The 15,985-nt window shown below is 70.3% G+C and carries 18 protein-coding genes; 5 read left to right on the forward strand and 13 right to left on the reverse strand.

From position 1 onward, the window contains the following. Positions 1 to 16: 16 nt before the first annotated feature. Positions 17 to 784 carry an IclR family transcriptional regulator gene (locus tag ACIPSA_RS25505; protein WP_402638297.1) on the reverse strand — a complete coding sequence of 256 codons (768 nt, stop codon included), beginning with the start codon at positions 782 to 784 and terminating at the stop codon, positions 17 to 19. 209 nt (positions 785 to 993) lie between these two features. Here ACIPSA_RS25505 and ACIPSA_RS25510 point away from each other — a divergent pair, with 209 nt between their 5' ends. Beyond that, entirely contained in the window at positions 994 to 1,398 is a 405-nt protein-coding gene (locus ACIPSA_RS25510; protein WP_402638580.1) for an ATP-binding protein, read from the forward strand. 414 nt (positions 1,399 to 1,812) lie between these two features. Continuing rightward, the gene (locus ACIPSA_RS25515; RefSeq protein ID WP_402638583.1) at positions 1,813 to 3,918 is read left to right on the forward strand and encodes a SpoIIE family protein phosphatase; all 2,106 of its coding nucleotides are present in this window, start codon (positions 1,813 to 1,815) and stop codon (positions 3,916 to 3,918) included. A gap of 161 nt (positions 3,919 to 4,079) precedes the next feature. Here ACIPSA_RS25515 and ACIPSA_RS25520 read toward each other — a convergent pair whose 3' ends face one another. The 7 genes from ACIPSA_RS25520 to ACIPSA_RS25550 all read right to left on the reverse strand — a co-directional run bounded on the left by ACIPSA_RS25520 (position 4,080) and on the right by ACIPSA_RS25550 (position 8,435). Continuing rightward, complete coding sequence (locus tag ACIPSA_RS25520) at positions 4,080 to 4,364, reverse strand: hypothetical protein (RefSeq protein ID WP_402638298.1); 285 nt, start codon at positions 4,362 to 4,364, stop codon at positions 4,080 to 4,082. A gap of 18 nt (positions 4,365 to 4,382) precedes the next feature. Next, positions 4,383 to 4,586: a hypothetical protein gene (locus ACIPSA_RS25525; protein WP_402638299.1), complete on the reverse strand. Its 204-nt coding sequence runs from the start codon at positions 4,584 to 4,586 to the stop codon at positions 4,383 to 4,385. Between the two features lie 134 nt (positions 4,587 to 4,720). Continuing rightward, a complete protein-coding gene (locus tag ACIPSA_RS25530; RefSeq protein ID WP_402638300.1) occupies positions 4,721 to 5,368 on the reverse strand; it encodes a sigma-70 family RNA polymerase sigma factor in 648 nt (215 codons plus the stop codon). Positions 5,369 to 5,540: 172 nt separating this feature from the next. After that, positions 5,541 to 6,194 carry a hypothetical protein gene (locus ACIPSA_RS25535; protein ID WP_402638301.1) on the reverse strand — a complete coding sequence of 218 codons (654 nt, stop codon included), beginning with the start codon at positions 6,192 to 6,194 and terminating at the stop codon, positions 5,541 to 5,543. A 213-nt stretch (positions 6,195 to 6,407) separates the two neighbouring features. Beyond that, on the reverse strand, positions 6,408 to 6,944 hold the full coding sequence (locus tag ACIPSA_RS25540; RefSeq protein WP_402638302.1) for a GNAT family N-acetyltransferase: 537 nt from the start codon (positions 6,942 to 6,944) through the stop codon (positions 6,408 to 6,410). A gap of 904 nt (positions 6,945 to 7,848) precedes the next feature. Next, the gene (locus tag ACIPSA_RS25545; RefSeq protein WP_402638303.1) at positions 7,849 to 8,055 is read right to left on the reverse strand and encodes a dehydrogenase; all 207 of its coding nucleotides are present in this window, start codon (positions 8,053 to 8,055) and stop codon (positions 7,849 to 7,851) included. An 89-nt stretch (positions 8,056 to 8,144) separates the two neighbouring features. Beyond that, positions 8,145 to 8,435, reverse strand: coding sequence for a hypothetical protein (locus tag ACIPSA_RS25550; RefSeq protein WP_402638304.1), 291 nt, complete (start codon positions 8,433 to 8,435; stop codon positions 8,145 to 8,147). A 227-nt stretch (positions 8,436 to 8,662) separates the two neighbouring features. Here ACIPSA_RS25550 and ACIPSA_RS25555 point away from each other — a divergent pair, with 227 nt between their 5' ends. Beyond that, the gene (locus ACIPSA_RS25555) at positions 8,663 to 8,839 is read left to right on the forward strand and encodes a hypothetical protein (RefSeq protein ID WP_402638305.1); all 177 of its coding nucleotides are present in this window, start codon (positions 8,663 to 8,665) and stop codon (positions 8,837 to 8,839) included. A gap of 201 nt (positions 8,840 to 9,040) precedes the next feature. On the opposite strand, the gene ACIPSA_RS25560 is transcribed toward ACIPSA_RS25555, so the two are convergent. From ACIPSA_RS25560 to ACIPSA_RS25580, 5 genes are all read right to left on the reverse strand, one after another. Further along, on the reverse strand, positions 9,041 to 9,967 hold the full coding sequence (locus ACIPSA_RS25560) for an LAETG motif-containing sortase-dependent surface protein (protein ID WP_402638306.1): 927 nt from the start codon (positions 9,965 to 9,967) through the stop codon (positions 9,041 to 9,043). 230 nt (positions 9,968 to 10,197) lie between these two features. Next, the gene (locus ACIPSA_RS25565; protein WP_402638307.1) at positions 10,198 to 10,893 is read right to left on the reverse strand and encodes a hypothetical protein; all 696 of its coding nucleotides are present in this window, start codon (positions 10,891 to 10,893) and stop codon (positions 10,198 to 10,200) included. Between the two features lie 271 nt (positions 10,894 to 11,164). Further along, positions 11,165 to 12,961: a pentapeptide repeat-containing protein gene (locus tag ACIPSA_RS25570; RefSeq protein WP_402638308.1), complete on the reverse strand. Its 1,797-nt coding sequence runs from the start codon at positions 12,959 to 12,961 to the stop codon at positions 11,165 to 11,167. After that, the gene (locus tag ACIPSA_RS25575; protein ID WP_402638309.1) at positions 12,948 to 13,415 is read right to left on the reverse strand and encodes a hypothetical protein; all 468 of its coding nucleotides are present in this window, start codon (positions 13,413 to 13,415) and stop codon (positions 12,948 to 12,950) included. The genes ACIPSA_RS25570 and ACIPSA_RS25575 overlap by 14 nt, the downstream gene beginning before the upstream one ends. A gap of 393 nt (positions 13,416 to 13,808) precedes the next feature. Further along, a complete protein-coding gene (locus ACIPSA_RS25580) occupies positions 13,809 to 14,195 on the reverse strand; it encodes a CHAT domain-containing protein (RefSeq protein WP_402638310.1) in 387 nt (128 codons plus the stop codon). Between the two features lie 195 nt (positions 14,196 to 14,390). Between ACIPSA_RS25580 and ACIPSA_RS25585 the strand changes: the two genes are divergently transcribed. Together ACIPSA_RS25585 and ACIPSA_RS25590 are read left to right on the forward strand one after the other, a co-directional pair. After that, positions 14,391 to 15,227, forward strand: a complete 837-nt coding sequence (locus ACIPSA_RS25585; protein WP_402638311.1) for a maleylpyruvate isomerase family mycothiol-dependent enzyme — start codon at positions 14,391 to 14,393, stop codon at positions 15,225 to 15,227. Between the two features lie 236 nt (positions 15,228 to 15,463). Continuing rightward, the gene (locus ACIPSA_RS25590; protein ID WP_402638312.1) at positions 15,464 to 15,838 is read left to right on the forward strand and encodes a hypothetical protein; all 375 of its coding nucleotides are present in this window, start codon (positions 15,464 to 15,466) and stop codon (positions 15,836 to 15,838) included. Positions 15,839 to 15,985: the final 147 nt, after the last annotated feature.

Genomic DNA, 15,985 nt, shown 5'->3' on the forward strand with positions numbered 1-15,985 from the left:
CGAAGCGGCGGTGGGACTACCAGCGAGCTGCGCCCAGATCCCGGGAGATCGCCCGTGCGGCCTCACGCAGCAGGGTGATCAGGTTCGGCAGGGGACGGCCCTGGCTGTCACAGATCCTCTCGACCGGACCGGACAGCCCGATGGCACCCACCACGAGACCGCCGTGCCCACGGATCGGCGAGGCGATGCCTGCCTCACCCATGCTCATTTCCTGTACCTCGGCGGCCCACCCCTGTTCCCGGACCTCGGCAAGCGCCCGGTTGAGCTGCTCCGGGGAGACCAGGGTGTGCCGGGTGTACGTCTCCAGCCCGAACTCCAGAACCGACTCCAGCGGCGCGGTCCCGAAGGCCAGCAGAACCTTGCCGAGCGAGGAGGCGTGCAGCGGCAGCAGCGCGCCCACGTCGAGGGTCTGGAGCGAGTCGTCCGGCCGGAACACATGGTGGACGACGAGGACCCTGCCCTCCAGGGAGGTACCCAGGCGGACGGCCTCCCCGCTGCGGGCGGCCAGGGCGTCGGCCCAGTTGATGGAGCGCGACCGCAGCTCATTGACGTCGAGGTAGCTGGTGCCGAGATGCAGCAGGGCGGCCCCGAGCTGGTATTTACCCGTCGCCGCATCCTGCTCCACGAAGTCGACGTGCTGGAGCGTGCGGAGTATGCCGTGGGCGGTGCCCTTCGCCAGACCGAGCGAGGCTGCCACCTCGCCGAGTCCGAGTCGGCGGGGCCCACCAGCGAGCAGCCGCAAAATCGCCGCCGCCCGTTCGATCGACTGGACTGGGCCGGCCATGAAACGAGCGTAGTACCGCTGTCCGCTGACCGCTTTACGTGCAGGTCACCGGCTTTGCAGCACGTGGGGGGCACCGTTCGACAATGCCGACCACCCTTCGTTGACCGGCTGCTGTCGACTACTTAACGTCCACCGCAAGCGCGCTGAAGACCGGCTTCCGGCCGGAGGCGCTTACCGGAGGAGAGCAAATGGCGGCACAGCTCGACACAATGCTTCGGGAAGCAGTCGATCACATTGGTCCGCTGCCGCACACGGCCGGGACCGTCTCGACCGTGCGACAGCGTGCGCGTGCGGTCATGGCCGCCTGGGACGTGTCACCGGAGATCGTCGACGACGCGCTGCTGCTGGTGTCGGAGCTGGTGACCAACGCCATCGTCCATGCCCTGGCCCCGGCGGAGCTGCGGCTGTCATGGCGCCGACGCGACGGACGCGACACCCTGCGGGTAGAAGTCATCGACGCGGGACCCGGACTTACGGCGGGAACGTGGCCGGCGGGGACCGACCCGGACGAGCACGGCCGGGGCATGGAAATCGTCCACGCGCTGGCGACTCGGCACGGCATGAGCATCTACTCCGGCCGGGTTACCCGATGGGCCGATCTCGTCGCGGGATGACAGCGCCGCCCCCCATGCCGTCGGCGACGGGGGGCACGGCTCGACGCCGCTGCCGGGCAGGCACGCCCGACGCCCGACGACCGACCGGTGGGCGAGCCGCCGAGAGGGTACCCGCAGGAGTGACCGCGGGCCCGGTCCCGCCTCCGGGCACTCGGACGGAAAGGGGTGGTGCGTGATGAACGACCGACCACGCTCCGGCACGGCCCAGCTCGAAGACACCCCCGGCCAGGACTTCCTCCGGAGAGCGTGACGGACACCGCCCCGCGGGCGGAGCAGCTTCCCTCTCGGTGACCGGTGGCAGCCGTGGTCAGGCCGGTCCGCCAGTGGATCAGAGTGGATCAGGCGCCCGTGAGCGTGACGGAGCGAGGGAATCCATGTCGGGCATACGGTTTTTATGTGATCGGCGACGCTGATATGAGCGGCGACGGAACATTCGGCGATGTTCTCGGGACGGTTCTGGCCGACCTCGTCCGTCGCACGGGTGCGGCGATCGGCGGCGTGTACCTGATCGAACAGACGGAGCCGATGCTGCGTCTGGTGGCCCTGTGCGGGCTGCCCGTGGACTTCACCGCGCCGTGGCAACGGCTGCCGCTGACCGCTCCGGTCCCGGTCGCCGACGCCATCCGGCTCGACCGGCTCGTGTGGGTCGGGGGCCAGGACGAGATGGCGCGCCGCTATCCGCGCGCCTCCGCGGTCCTGCCCTACCCCTTCGCTCTCGCCGCGATCCCGCTGGCCGGCGTACGCCGCTGCTGGGGAGGCATCGTGCTGATGTGGCCCGCCGACCACCCGCACGAGGCCACACCGCGCGAACGCAGCCACATCACCGCCGGCGCCCACCGCATGGCGCGTCTGCTGGACGACTCACCCCCTCCGCCCGACCTGCCCGACGAACCGCGCGCCGTCCCCGTCATCTCCGTACGCCACCCCGACCAGACCGGGCTGGCAGCCCTCGACTATCTGGAACGCCTTCCCGAAGGCGCCCTGGCCCTCGATCTGGAGGGCCGCATCACGTTCGTGACCGCCGCGGCGGCCCAGTTGCTCGGCCGTGGCCCGGACCTGCTGCTGGGGACGCGGCCCTGGCAGGCTCTCCCCTGGCTGGACGATCCCGCGTACGAGGACCAGTACCGCACGGCGGTCGTCAGCCGTGTGCCGGTCTCGTTCGGCGCGCTTCGACCGCCGGATCAGTGGCTGACCTTCCACCTGTACCCGGACGCCAGCGGCATCAGTGTCCGGATCACCACCCGCGACGAGGCAGTCGGAGGCACAGGGGCTCCGGCCACCACGTGGCGTGCCTCGGTGACGCCCACCGGCCGGCTCTACCAACTGGTCCATCTGGCTGCCGCTCTCACGGAAGTGGTCACCGTGCGTGACGTCGTCGCGTTGATCGTCGAGCAGATCCTGTCCGCCTTCGGTGCCCAGGGCCTCGTGCTCTCCGTCGCCGAAGCCGGCCGACTGAAGATCGCCGGCCATCACGGCTACCCGGCCGAGAACATCGAACGCCTCGACGCCCTGCCGCTCGGCACCGAGTTCACTCCCGCGGGCCAAGTCCTGGCCAGCGGCGCCCCCGCCTTCTTCCCCAGCCCAGCCGACCTGGACCGCAGCTACCCCACGGCATCCCGGGTCAGCGGAAAACAGGCGTGGGCCTTCCTTCCCCTGGTCATCACGGGACGCCCGGTGGGCTGCTGCATCCTCTCCTACGACCAGCCCCATTCCTTCACCGCCGACGAGCGCGCCGTCCTCACCTCACTGGCCGGTCTCATGGCGCAGGCGCTGGACCGCGCCCGTCTCCACGACACCCAGCACCGCCTCGTCACCGAGCTCCAGCGGGCCCTCCTGCCCAGCACGCTGCCCGCACTGCCCGGCCTGGAGGTCGCCACCCGATACCTGCCGGCCGGCCACGGCGTCGAGGTCGGCGGGGACTTCTACGACCTGCTGCGCCTGGACGACTCCACCGCTGCCGCCGTGATCGGCGACGTCGAGGGTCACAGCATCGCCGCGGCCGCTCTCATGGGACAGGTCCGCACCTCCATACACGCTCACACAACCGCTGGGGCCACCCCTGATCAGGTACTGGCCCGCACCAACCGGCTCCTGGCAGACCTCGAACCCGACCTGCTCGTGGCCTGCCTCTACGCCCACCTCGACCTGCGCCGCAACGAACTGACCCTCGCCAGCGCCGGACATGTACCGCCGCTGCTCCGTCCCGCGCCACAGCAGGCCCGTGCCCTGGACGTCGAGCCCGGTCCGCTCCTGGGCATCGACACAGACGCCCGCTACCCCCTCACCGCCATCCCGCTGCCCGCCGGGGCCATCGTCGCCCTCCACACCGACGGCCTCGTGGAGAGACCCGGAACCGACCCCGCCCAGGCCACCAGCGACCTCGTCGACCACCTCGCGGCCGCCGACGAGCATGACCTGGAGGCCCTCGCCGACAGCCTCATCCGCCATGCCTGGCCCACCGGCCAGCGCACGGACGACGTCACCGTACTTCTGCTGCGCACCATGGCCGGCACCGCCTAGGTGTATCGACCCGCAGGGTTGTTCACGCGGGTGATGGGTGGCTGGCCGCCGGGACGGCGACTTCGCGGTGCGGCTGGGCCGGAGGCCGTCATTGCGAGCCGAGGTCGGCACCGAATCCGGCGACAGGACTCCGGACGAACGACAGCAGTGACCGCCCCTCCTCACATCGATGCGGTTCTGCGGGATCCGGCCGGACTGTCATCGATCGTCCACTGCGGCCTCACGCCCAGGTCCGCCAGCGGTGCCCGGCCGCACCCAGGCGTAGGCCCAGGTGCCGCGTCGCCGAGCGCGCCGAGCGTACCGGCCGCGTCGCCGGTGCGCTGTCCCCAGCCGAGTACCGCGCGCGCCTGCGCGCCGCGGGCTTCACCGGCATCGAGATCATCCCGGCTCTCCCCCGTGATCGCCGACGGGATGCATTCCGCGATCATCCGGGCGACCACACCCACCCGCTCCGCCCGGTCCCGTCAGCCGAAACAGGGCAGCCCCTCGAAGTGGCCGGCCCTGCCGTCGCGTCGTACCGGGCGGCCCTGACGCGTCGCCTCGGTCCGGGGCATGAGGGTCCAGGTGCCGTCGGGGCGGCACAGGGCGGCGGAGTGCCAGGGGGTGGTCCGGGCGTCGGGGGCATCGGGGGCGTCGAGCAGACGAATGCCGAACTCGGGAGCGCCCACCGGCTGCGGGGGATCGACAGACGGTCCAGTAGTCGCGGCGAAGGCGCCCTGAGTTCCCGCCCGGCTGGCGTGCGGATCCGGCGAATCGCCGCGGTGCCGGCGAGGGGACCGGCACCGGTCTCCTCGCCGACGGCTCAGGCCGCCACGACGGCGGGCTCGTCCTCCCCCACTGCTTCAAGGGCGTGGGAGGTACCCGCGTCGTCCAGCAGAGCCATCAGGGTCGCGCGGGCCCGGGCCACACGCGAACGGATCGTGCCGACGGGGCACTTGCTGACTTCCGCCGCCTCCGCGTAGGGCAGGCCTACCAGTTGGGTGAGGACGAACGCGTCCCGGCGTTCGTCCGGCAGCGACGCCAGCAGGTCGACCAGGGCTATGCCGTCGTCGAAGCCGGGCAGGTTCTGCGGCTGGGCCAGTTCCACGGCCAGTTGCCAGTCCGGTACGTCGGACAGGCGCGGCCGGCCGGCGGCGTACCGGTAACTGTCGATCACCGCGCGGCGCGCGATGGAGAGCAGCCAGGCGCGCGCCGAGGAGCGGCCCTCGAAGCGGTGCAGGCTGCCGAGCGCCCGGAGGAACGTGTCCTGGGCCAGGTCGTCGACCGCCTGCGGGTCGGCACAGAGGTGGGCGACATAGCGCTGGACGTCGCGGTGCAGGGCGCGCACGAACCGCTCGACGGCGTCCGTGTCACCGCCTCGTGCGGCCAGCGCCCATGCGGTGATCGACTCATCGAGCGCTCCGGCTTTGTCGCCTTCGTGGCGCGAGGTGGGCAGGGCAGGGATAGTCACCTGGTGTCCTTCTCGGTCATCCGTGATCCGGACCGGTGGCGCGCGAGAGCGCGGACGGTCCGGTGAGTGGGGAGACGGCCTACGCCTACGGCGCTGTCGCGCTACGGCTCCTGCGCGGGCGTACGGCCGTGGCCCGAGGCGCGCGTGCGCGGTCTCGGGAATCCAGCTGTCCTCAGACGACAGCGGTCCCGGTGGGCGGTCCCCGAGAGGTGATCGAGTCGGTGAGAAGGAGGCGTCGCGGCGCCCGCTCCGAGCGGCGGCGCCGGACCCGGAGGCGCGGACGGTCCGGGGTGACGGGCAGGGCGAGCAGCAGCCGCAGGGGCGCCCACAGCCGGCCGGCCACGGCCCGCAGGATGCGGAACACGGCCCTCTCGCCGTACCCGAGCCACAGGCCGCACAGCAGCGCGGCCAGCAGGTGGGCGGCGAGCATGCCCCACGACGACGAGGCGGCGTCCGCCGAGTGCCCCACGAGGGACGCACTCGGGTGCCCCACGTCCATGGAGTCCATCCGCATCGAGGCCATGTCCGCGGCGTCCATGGCGCGCATGTCCATGGACGCCGAACCGTCCGCCGCCGACTGGGCGAGCGAGAACGCCTCGTGCAGCACCGTCTGTGCGGCGACCACGACGGCCACGACCGACGGCAACCCGCGCTCACGGCCCGCCAGACACCAGCCGGCGCCGCCGGTCACGGCCACGCCGACGGCCAGCGCCCAGCCGGGAACGTCGCTCCCGGACATCAGAACGTGGCCCAGGGCAGCGAGCAGCACGCATACGGCCGCGAAGACCGCGGCCCGTACCGTGCGAGAACACCACCCTGCTGTCATGGCGCCTCATCCTCGCATCCGGACTTCGGTCGTCATGCGTGGGTACGCGAATCCACAGGAGACCACACTCAATCCACAGCGTGGGATCCAGGCATCGACAACTGACGGGAAACAGTTGGGCGTTCGAGCCGAAAATGCTGGTGCGAACTGACGCCGGTGCGGGATGGGTGACCCCTTTGTCGCCGCGCTGGGCGGCCCTCCCTGAAGGGCCCGTCACATGGGGAGCGAGAACAGTCGCACTGGCCCTGAGGGCCAGCGGGCGTCGCCGCGCAACGGCGTCACCATGGTCCGCAGCGGCATGGTCACCAGGCGGGCTTCGGGTTGTTCGACGAGTACGTCCTTGTCGAGCGGGTGCCATCCGAGGCGCTGGTAGAGCGGCACGAGAGCCGGCCGGCAGAACAGGAGTGCGTGCTGAGGACCCATCGTGCGGGCGTGCTCCAGTGCGGCTGTGACGACGAGCCGCGCAAGGCCCTGACCCTGCATGCCGGGTGCGACGGCCACCCCGCCGACACCCACCACCTCTGTCTCGGCGTCGCCGATCGCGACAGGCAGGCGCAGCAGGCCGGCGTGTGCCACGAGTCGGCCGTCGTGTCTGATGCCGAAGTGCTCTTCTTTCGGCAGCCAGGTCAGACCGGTCGAGGCGACACCGAAGGGGTCATCGCCTTTGCCAAGGATCTCCTGCTGGTCCGCCTTTGTGTACTGGGGGAGCCGCACCACAGTCGGTGCCACAGAGGGCTGGTTCTCAGACATTCCCACATGATGATCTCTCCGCCGAACACAGGCCAAGCGGTTCCCCAGCCGACCCCGTCGTGTACAGGTCGACTTTGGACTGTGGTGGGACCTGGGGTGGGCGGGCTTCCGTTCGGTGCGGCCCGCCCACCATCAGCTTCGCCCTGCCCACCCGCTCGGTGATGGCCCGGCGGATGCGGTCGATGGCGGTGTCGGCGTCGGCCGTGATCGACGCAGTCCGGTCGTCGTACCCGAGGATGATCACCTCCCGGCCGGCCGCGCCCCTGCTGTACGAGCGGCCTACTCCTACGAGTCGCGGATGAGCAGGCTCCAGCCCATCGCCCGGATCTCGTCGTAGGTTGCAGGCCGGGTGAGCACGTCCGGCATCGACGCTGAAGACGATCAGGCCATTCGAGCATGTGTGGCACTCCAGGCCGCTGATGAACGATTCAGCCACTACACCACCGCTCCTTGGCGCCTAGGATCCCCTCTTTCACACTGGCTGGTTTGAGGTCCGGCCTCGTCATCGCTCTCATCCGGCCGCCTGCTGGGGTCCAGCGACTGGTAGTGGGAAACGCCTCTGTGCTCAACTGGCTCAGTGGATGGCGCCCTGGCAAGTCTCGTGGCTGTTGCAGGTACCTTGCTTGGATCGTTCGTCACGTTCCTCTTCCAGCGAAGGACGGCGAACCGTACCGAAGCCTTCACCTGGAGACGGCTGATGCGAGAAGAACGCCTAACCGCCTACAGCGGCTTTGCCGAAGCGGCCTCCGCTGTGCGCACAGCGGCGTTCGGACCTGCGGAGGGAACAGCAGGCCGAGGTCTCCTGACGCGGAGGGGTTCCGGCCCCCAACTACGAAGCGGCGCCTCCAGCACTGGACGGCCACGAAAGGTCTCCCTGGGGTGCCCATGTCTGCTGTCGTGGCTGTCAGCCGGTGAGGAGCTTCGGATACGGGCAGGGCTCCAGGTCCCCGGGCAGCCTGTCCGACCACCTCCACCAGACGTGTTGGCTGTCGCAGGCCGAGACCACGCGGCAGACGCGCCGGCCGTCCTCTTCTCGCTTGCAGAGCACCATGGCGCCGATCGTGAGCCGTCCATCGCACTGGGGACAGGTCAGGGGTTCCTCGTCCGGCATAGCGCGCAGCGTACGCGAGAGGCGGGCACGTTCACTCGGCTTGCTTCACCAGTTCGATCTTGTTGGGTGCCGAAGAGTAGCGGCGCTGCTCAATCTCCGTCGCCGGCATGACGAGTCTTGGCGAACACTCCAGCCCGGAGCTGAAGCACCGCACCGAGCACGATGATCCCCAGGGCAATGGCGGAAACAACCATCCCCGCTCCGGAGGACAAGCCGAGAAGTCTGGCTCCGCCGTCCAGGACGAAGCCGCCACCCATCGCTATCCGACCCCAACCAGCCCTGGGCGACCCCGCGTACGCTGCGATTCCCCGGCCGATCAAGGTCAACGCGCCCAGGACCACGGCAAAGCAGCCGGAGCCCAAAATGATCCACGCAGACATGCCACCCCTCCGCGGTAAGGCTACTTCACGGGCAAACGGCTTTGGCCTGCGGCCTGGCGGTGCCGTAGAGCACCAGCTCGGAAGGTCGGCGCGATGTCGCGGGTGTCCGGCGGACGTCCGCGCGTCGGGCGTCGCCCGGCCGCCGGAGGGCTAGGACGACACGGCGCAGGTGCTGGCGCGGAGGGGCAACAGCCAGGGTAGAGTCTCGCGGGTCGGGGAGGTGAACCATGGCCGCGCTGTTCTATTCCGCTGTCGTGGTCGGCGTCGCGTCGATCGCTTTCGCGGTCCTGCGGGAGCACGGAACGCGGCTTGCGAAGGCGGCATCCTGGTTGTGTCTGGCAGTCGCCGCGCTCCCCGGGCTAGGACTCATCGGCGTCGTACTTCAAGTGATCTTCGGGTCGTGACACTGTGCGGGGCCGGGTGAACTGGCCGCGCTTCGCCCTGTCCGTCTCCGAGCAGGTACTCGCTCGCCGTCGGATGCGGCTACGGCCCCGGACGGGGAGTCCGGGGCCGTAGGGAGCGCCTCTCCGGGAATGGCGAACCCCGGGTCAGCGGCTCGACGCGGGGTGCCTACCCCGGTACGGGAGTGACCCCGTGCGCCGGTGTCAGGAGCGGCGCGTGCGGCGGGACATGAAGACCGCTCCGGCTCCGGCGACGATCACCAGGGCCGCGCCGCCGGCGATCAGGCCGACCGGGGCGCTCGCGCCCGTCTCGGCCAGCGGCGGCTTGCTGTCGCTGGGCGACGGCGTCGGGGAGGTGGGCGGCGTCGACTCGAGCGGGGGCACGTCCGGTGTCGTGGGAGGCGTGGTGGACGGCTTGGGAGTGGTCGGCGGAGTCGTCGCCTCGGCAGGCGGCCGGCTGCCCGCGGGAGTCGTGGGTGTCGCGGGCGTGGCCGGGGTGGGCTGCGACGGCGTGGGCGTGGGCGAGTCCGGCGTCGCGGGGGTGCACGGCTTGTCACCGCCGTTCCACGCCGCTATCAGGTGGTAGGGCGTGACGACGTTGTCGGGCTCGTAGGGGGCGGGGCCGTGCCCCTCCCCCGTCTTGCCGTCGTACGAGACGTCGTCGCCGTACAGGTCGATCTGGCCGTAGCAGTCGGGGGTCTCCACCGACAGCTTCTGCCAGGTCCGCTTCGCGTCGTCCGAGCCGGCGACGTCCGCGGCCGTGAGGTAGACCGTGGCCTTGTCGACCAGGGTCTGGTGTCCGGAGGTGTACCAGTTCGAGCCCTCGGTGGTGTATCCGGAGAGGGAGACGGGGTACTTGCAGCCGTCGCCGACGCTCTGGCCCGGGGCCAGTCGGACCTCTACGGTGCCGGGAGCGCTGTCCCACTGGTGGAACCCGCCCTGCGAGGTCCAGTCCGCGCCCACCGGCTTTCCGTCGGCATCGACGATGCGGTACTGGACCGTGGCGGACTGGCAGTCGCCGGACGTCGTGGCGCTCGCGGCGCCGGCCCCGAGCAGGGGGAGGACGGCCCCGGTGAAAGCGGTTGCCGCGAGGGCGGCCAGAGTTCTTCTCGATTGAAGCGAACGCGACAAAGTGGGCCTCTGTGAAGGTGAAATGTGTGGGAGGTGGCCGAGCGCGAGGGGTCGACACGGGCAGACGCCATGAAGGCGTGGACGACCGAGTCACTCGCGTCACTTCGCTTGCTCCAGGCACAGCGAAGCAAGGCGAATTCTTCTCACCTTTCACAACTCTCGTCAATTCTTCACTGGTTGAGCACAGCGGACCCGGTGGGTGACGTCTTCGTAGAAATCGGACGACCTCATCACGTCGGCCGGTCGCCGGGCCCCCTGCCGTTGTGGCCCGCTTGGGACGCCATCGTCACCAGCAGGGCCTCAGCGGCTGTCAACCGGTCCTGGAGCGCACTCAGTTCCGAGTCCTTCGCCCGGTACTCGTGCTCCGCCTTGCGACGCCGGTCTTCCTCATCCCTTGCCCAGCTGAAGTACAACTCGCAACGGCGCAGGTTGAGCTCGTTCAGCTTCTCCAGGAGCACAACGCGCTCCTCCCGCAGTTCGCGCAGTTCGTCCTGGAGCCGTTGGATGCCGTGCGTGTGCTCCCGGCACTCCGCCTCCAACGCGGCAACCCGCCGACGCAGTTCCTCGTTGCGTCCCCGCTCCCGGCCCAGTTGCTCGCGCAGGGCCCCGATGCGGTCGCTGAGATCGGCGCGGGCTTCCATGGCCGCGAACAGTTCGCGTCGTGTGTCGCTCTCCCGTTGCTGACGCTGGGCGACCTGCTCGTGCAGGTCCTCCTTCGCAGCGTCGAGCTCCGAGATGGTCAGAACCGCAGCCGCCTGTGGCACCGCCTCCGCCTCGGCCCAGTCCGTGCGAGCGGACACCGCCAAAGGCGCGGCCTCGTCGGCCGAGGAGCGCCAGAGTGCACTGAACGTCTCCTGGTCGCCGCCGAGCGCGTCGACCACCAGTTCCAGGGCAGCCCGGTCGGGGGTGCCGGCGCAGCGCAACACGCTGTCGACCGTTGTGTGGCTGATGGCCCCGCCGGCCCGCAAGGCGATGACCCGCGCGCTGGGCTGTCCCGCCCGGCGATGCAGTCGCTCGAGTTGGTCCCTGAGCCGCTCCAACGGGGATCGGGAAGACCCTTCCGCCCCTGGCGCCATCGTGTCCCCCTTCACCCGAGGCGAGCCGGTGCCCGATCATCCCATTCCCGGTCGGCGTGGCGGGGCGAATTCCTCACACACGAGCCCGCAGACCCTGCCGGTCATGGCCCGGTCCAGCCCGTCACCCCCTCTCCCGGGGCCCGTCGGGCCGGGCGGGCGGAGGCGTTCGGCGGTCCGAACCATGGGTACCGGCCGCCCCGTCGCCGCCGGACGGCATCCCCCTGCCGAAGGGCAGGGAAAGGCTGTCCCCATCCACATCCAGTGCGCGCAGGTAGGCGTCGGCATGGGCACCGGTGGTGTCCTGGTCTCGTTCCATGGCTCGGAGGGTGGCCACGGGCAGGCGGCAGGCGGCGGCGAACTGCACCAACGTCAGTCCGGCCTCGACGCGTGTCTGTGCCAGGGCGAGCCCTGCCCGCAAGGGGGAAGGAGCCGTACCGGGGCGCTGCGCGACGGTCCAGTCCACTCCGTCGCTGCGTGAGATCAGATGGTCCGGAACGATGGTGGCACCGTCGATGCGTGCCCTGGCCAGTGCCTTGCCCGTCAGTCCCCGGACGCCGGTGAGATCGGCTCCTCGCAGGTCGGCCTGTGTCAGATCGGTGGCTGTCAGGTCGGCGCCCCGTAGATCGGCTTCACGCAGGTCGGCGTGGCGCAGCGAGGACAGGGACAGCGTCGCGTCGTTGAGGCCGGCTCCCAGCATGTACGCCGAGTCGAGTGACAGCTCCGACAGGTCGGTGCCGGACAGGTCCAGGGAGATGTCGGTCAACCAGGGCAGGACGACTCCACTGGACGGGTTCCCGGTCGAGCCGCCCGACCGGTGCCCGTGCAGGATGACGTCGACGGCGGTGTACACCCCCGCCTCCCGCAACGGGCCGGTTCCGGCCGGGGCGGCCCAGCGGAGGTAGGCGCACAGTCCGTCGACGATCTCTGCGGCAACACAGGGGTTCTCACGTGCCAGGAGAGCCAGGGCCGCGACAGCCGAGCCGCGTTCGGCCGGGTCGGGCAAGCACAGACGTTCGAGCTGCGCCGCCGTCCGGTCCCGAGTGCGCCGTCGCGCCGGTGCCGACGGCTCGGGACGGTCCGACAGCCACGTCCGCGCAGGAGACCCGTGTTCGAGCACGGGCTGCTGCTGCCGCGCTTCGGGCAGGTGTCGTTCGGCTGCCGGGGCGTAGGCGACTACGACCCGGTACTCCACCTCGTCCCACATCTGTGGGCTCTGTCTCGCGTCGGAGGCGTGCAGGCGTTCGTAGACATACTCGTACAGGTCGCGCTCGCTGATCAGACCGTCGCGGTTGGTGTCCGCCTCGCCGGATCGCAGCCCTTCGATGATGAGTCCGGTGAAGCGTGACGGCTCGGGCGCGAGCGCGTCGAGGTGCTCGCCCTCCCAGGCGTACTCGACACGATTGGTCGCCGTCAGCACCGCCCTGCCGTGACCTGCCAGTTCGTCCTTGATGTGCACCGCGGTGTCGCCTTTGCTGCCGACCAGGAAGGCACCGCTGTAGCAGCAGTCCAGCAGCAGCACGATGGACCGCGCCCGGCAACGGCTCATCTGCGTACGCAGGAAGGCGGCCGACACGGCTGTGGAGGCCAACAGCCGTCGGTCGGTGTCCCGGGCCGCGAAGTGCAGCTCGCCGTCGGCGTTCTTGATGCCGTGCCCCGACAGGTGCAGCAGGAGCAGGTCATTTGCGCTGCGGTCCAGGAAGAACCGCTCCATGGAACGGTTGACTTCATGGTGACGGCCGTCCAGGACGGTGTCGACTTGGAAGTCGCCGATGTTCGGATCCCGCAGCACCTCGGCCATGCCCGCGGCATCACGCCCAGGTGACCGCAGCCGGCTCAGACCTGGCTCGTCATAGCGGTCCGTGGCGATCAGCAGCGCGTATCGTCCGCCCGGTCGTCCACCGGCGTCACGCGGCGCCATCGGTGTCCGGCTCCGCGCTGGGGCCGGGGCCTGGATCCGCCGCGTCCCGTGCCGGCGCCGACTCCTGCGCGAGGACGAACGCGTCGATCAGCTTGCGCTGGTCCTCTGCCGAAACGGCCTGTACTTCCAAGCTGTTGGCACCGATGGTGATCGTGACCGTACGTACGGGGCGATGCTCCATCCAGGCGGTCACCATCCGCACCACGCCGCGCAGCACTCCCGGTGTCAGGCCGACCACCAGCGTGCCGACGGCGATCAGTCCAGCGGACTTGGCGCCGGTCGGGCCCGTGCCGTCGCGGGCCATCTCAACGTCCTCGACGTCGAGTTCCAGCAACCGCTGCCGCAGCCCGAGGCTGAGTTCCTCCAGCTCCTCCAGGTCGACATCGGCCCGAGCTCCCACGACCAGAACTGCCCGTGCCGTCGCCTCGCCGCCCACTCTGATCCCCCTGGACATTCCCCCGCGCACCCACCATCGGGCGCTCAGCCTATCCGCCCTTGCACCATAGTGTCCGACTTCTCACCGCTGTTCCTGACGTGCCGTCGGCCAGGGCGGTACTGTGACCGGTCCGTGGCCTGGCGGACAATCTCGTAGGCCTCAGCGGCTTCGCGATCCGCTGTGTGAGGCGCTGTGTGAGGCGCTTGTGGATGCGCAGCGATCCGGGCGCCGTCCGATGTGCAGGTGGCCGGTCTCGACGGTGACATCCGGACCGTGACCGTGGATCCCGCGGCAGCCGAAGCCACCCTTGCCGCCGCCCTTCGGGCCGCCGTGTCCGGCGGGGCCGAGGGACCCGATGCGTCCGGTGACAGCACCGACGGACGGGCGTGACAGTACGGACAGATCTCGCCGTCAGCCTGTGTAGTGCAGCCCGGCCCAGTACGTCGGGTGGGCGTGGACCGTGGCGTCGTCCGGGGCGGCAAGGTCCCGCAGCTCTGCCGACTCGGGGAACGTGGCCCGCTTCTCCGCGAGGGTGGCGGCACGCGTGCCCTGTTGGGCCCGGCGCAGCGGCTCGTCGGGGGTCATGCGGCCGGTTTCCTGGTGCAGCAGCCGGTGCATGCGGATGACCACTTCCGCCGTGGCCACTGCGGGCACCCGCCACAGCGCCGAGACGACACCGGCGACACCGGTCTCCAGCAGGGTGCTGGGAAGTCCCACGGCCTCGTCCGGCAGGCGGGAGCCGTACAGACAGGCGGGAGCCGTACAGAGCCGTCTCACAGGCCGCGTCTGCGTCTCCATGCGCCGGACACGGCTCCCCCGTGGACCGACGATGCGTTCGGGCAGCATCCCGCCGGGCCGGGTTCCGGGCAGGCGTGTCGGGCACGGCACCGAAGCAGAACAGGCGCGAGAGGGCTTGTCGTGCGCCCCCTCGTCTGGTTGGGTACCCCCGCCACCTGCGCAAAGGGCGCGGCGGGCGTGAGGGGAGCAGGCGGCGTGCATCCGACGGTGGGGCAGGAGACGAGGGAGCCCTTGCCCGAAGGGCTCGGGCAGGCGATACGGGAGACCGCCGACGACATCGCGCGGCTGTTGCGGGGCGCGCCCGGCACGACGGTTCCGGTACCGGGATCCGCGTGGACGCTCGGGGAGGCGGCCGCCCATCTGGCACTGGCCAACGAGCTGATGGCCGACCTCGCGTCCGGACGTGAACGCCCCTACGGTGACGGCACCCCGCATGGCCTGGCCGCGGCCAATGAGCAGTCCCTCGCCGCGTTCGGGGAGCGCCGGGCGGAGCCGCTGGCGGCGGTGATCACCGGGCAGGCCGATGCGTTCCTGGACGCCGTGGCCTCGGCCGCGACCGACGAGACCGCCGACGGCCCGCCGCTCGTCACACCTCTGGGCCCCATGGACAGGCCCCTTCTCGCGTCGTATCTGCTGACCCACATGCTGGGCCACGGCTACGACATCGCCCGTGCGCTGAACCGCCCGCACATGATCGACCGCGACCGTGTCGGGCTGTGCATGCCGTTCATGCTCTCGGTCATGCCACGCGTCGCCGACGCGGCACGCACCGCCGGACTCACGGCCCGCTACGCCATCCGCCTCAGGGGCGGCACGGCGTTCGGCGTCACCCTGGCCGACGGCGCCGTGACCGTGACCCCGGGACCGCCGGACCGTCCGGACTGCACCATCCTCATCGAGCCCGTGGCCTTCCTCCTCATAGCGCTGGGCCGACGCAACCCGTGGCTGGCCATCGCCCAGGGGCAGGTCCTCGCCCGGGGACGCAGGCCCTGGCTCGCGCCCCGCTTCCCGAACCTGTTCACCGCGCCCTGATCTCCGTCACCGCGCGATCGGGTACGGGCAGGCGCCGATGACCGGCACTCCGTCGATCACCGGTCGAAGGCGATCACTCCGCGGTAAAAACACGTCGCCGTACGTGACTTATCAGGCATCGGCCATCACTCCTGGAGACGCCCCCATCAAGCCGTGCCCGCATGTCTACGGTGCAACCACCGGGCGGGAAGGCGACGCGCCGGACCGCCGCAGCCGACAAGCAAGGGGAGGGCACGATGGCAAGCGTGGAAGTGTCGTTAAAGGAGATGATGGCCTCGGTCGAGGGGGCACTCGGGGCAGCGGTCGTCGACTACACCAGCGGCATGGCACTGGGTACCCTGGGCGGGCGCAAGGACCTGGACCTGAACATCGCCGCGGCGGGCAACACCGACGTCATCCGCGCGAAGGTCCGCACGATGGAACAGCTGGGGCTGAAGAGCGACATCGAGGACATCCTCATCACGCTCGAGGGGCAGTACCACCTCATCCGTCTGGTCACCGGGCGGAACGGCAACGGCCTGTTCCTCTACCTCGTTCTCGACAAGACCCGGTCCAATCTGGCGATGGCCCGGCACCAGCTGAAGCGCGTCGAGGAGCAGCTCGAGGTCTGACCTCGCCGAAGACCCGGGGCCACGCATGTCCAACATGTGAAGACTTCTTCAAGTCAAGAGATCAGCATGACCCCAACTCGCGGATGCGTGTGGTCCCGGGCGACAAGGATCGACTTCGAACGGCAGGTCACGCGGCGGCACCTGCGC

The organism is Streptomyces sp. NPDC086549, assembly GCF_044746205.1.
Taxonomy (GTDB): Bacteria; Actinomycetota; Actinomycetes; order Streptomycetales; family Streptomycetaceae; genus Streptomyces.

Excerpts from the sequence above, each read along its gene's own strand:
- ACIPSA_RS25505 (WP_402638297.1), bottom strand. The coding sequence starts at position 784 with ATGGCCGGCCCAGTCCAGTCGATCGAACGGGCGGCGGCGATTTTGCGG.
- ACIPSA_RS25510 (WP_402638580.1), top strand. The coding sequence starts at position 994 with ATGCTTCGGGAAGCAGTCGATCACATTGGTCCGCTGCCGCACACGGCC.
- ACIPSA_RS25515 (WP_402638583.1), top strand. The coding sequence starts at position 1,813 with ATGAGCGGCGACGGAACATTCGGCGATGTTCTCGGGACGGTTCTGGCC.
- ACIPSA_RS25535 (WP_402638301.1), bottom strand. The coding sequence starts at position 6,194 with ATGACAGCAGGGTGGTGTTCTCGCACGGTACGGGCCGCGGTCTTCGCG.
- ACIPSA_RS25540 (WP_402638302.1), bottom strand. The coding sequence starts at position 6,944 with ATGTCTGAGAACCAGCCCTCTGTGGCACCGACTGTGGTGCGGCTCCCC.
- ACIPSA_RS25545 (WP_402638303.1), bottom strand. The coding sequence starts at position 8,055 with ATGCCGGACGAGGAACCCCTGACCTGTCCCCAGTGCGATGGACGGCTC.
- ACIPSA_RS25550 (WP_402638304.1), bottom strand. The coding sequence starts at position 8,435 with ATGTCTGCGTGGATCATTTTGGGCTCCGGCTGCTTTGCCGTGGTCCTG.
- ACIPSA_RS25555 (WP_402638305.1), top strand. The coding sequence starts at position 8,663 with ATGGCCGCGCTGTTCTATTCCGCTGTCGTGGTCGGCGTCGCGTCGATC.
- ACIPSA_RS25570 (WP_402638308.1), bottom strand. The coding sequence starts at position 12,961 with ATGGCGCCGCGTGACGCCGGTGGACGACCGGGCGGACGATACGCGCTG.
- ACIPSA_RS25575 (WP_402638309.1), bottom strand. The coding sequence starts at position 13,415 with ATGTCCAGGGGGATCAGAGTGGGCGGCGAGGCGACGGCACGGGCAGTT.
- ACIPSA_RS25580 (WP_402638310.1), bottom strand. The coding sequence starts at position 14,195 with ATGGAGACGCAGACGCGGCCTGTGAGACGGCTCTGTACGGCTCCCGCC.
- ACIPSA_RS25590 (WP_402638312.1), top strand. The coding sequence starts at position 15,464 with ATGGCAAGCGTGGAAGTGTCGTTAAAGGAGATGATGGCCTCGGTCGAG.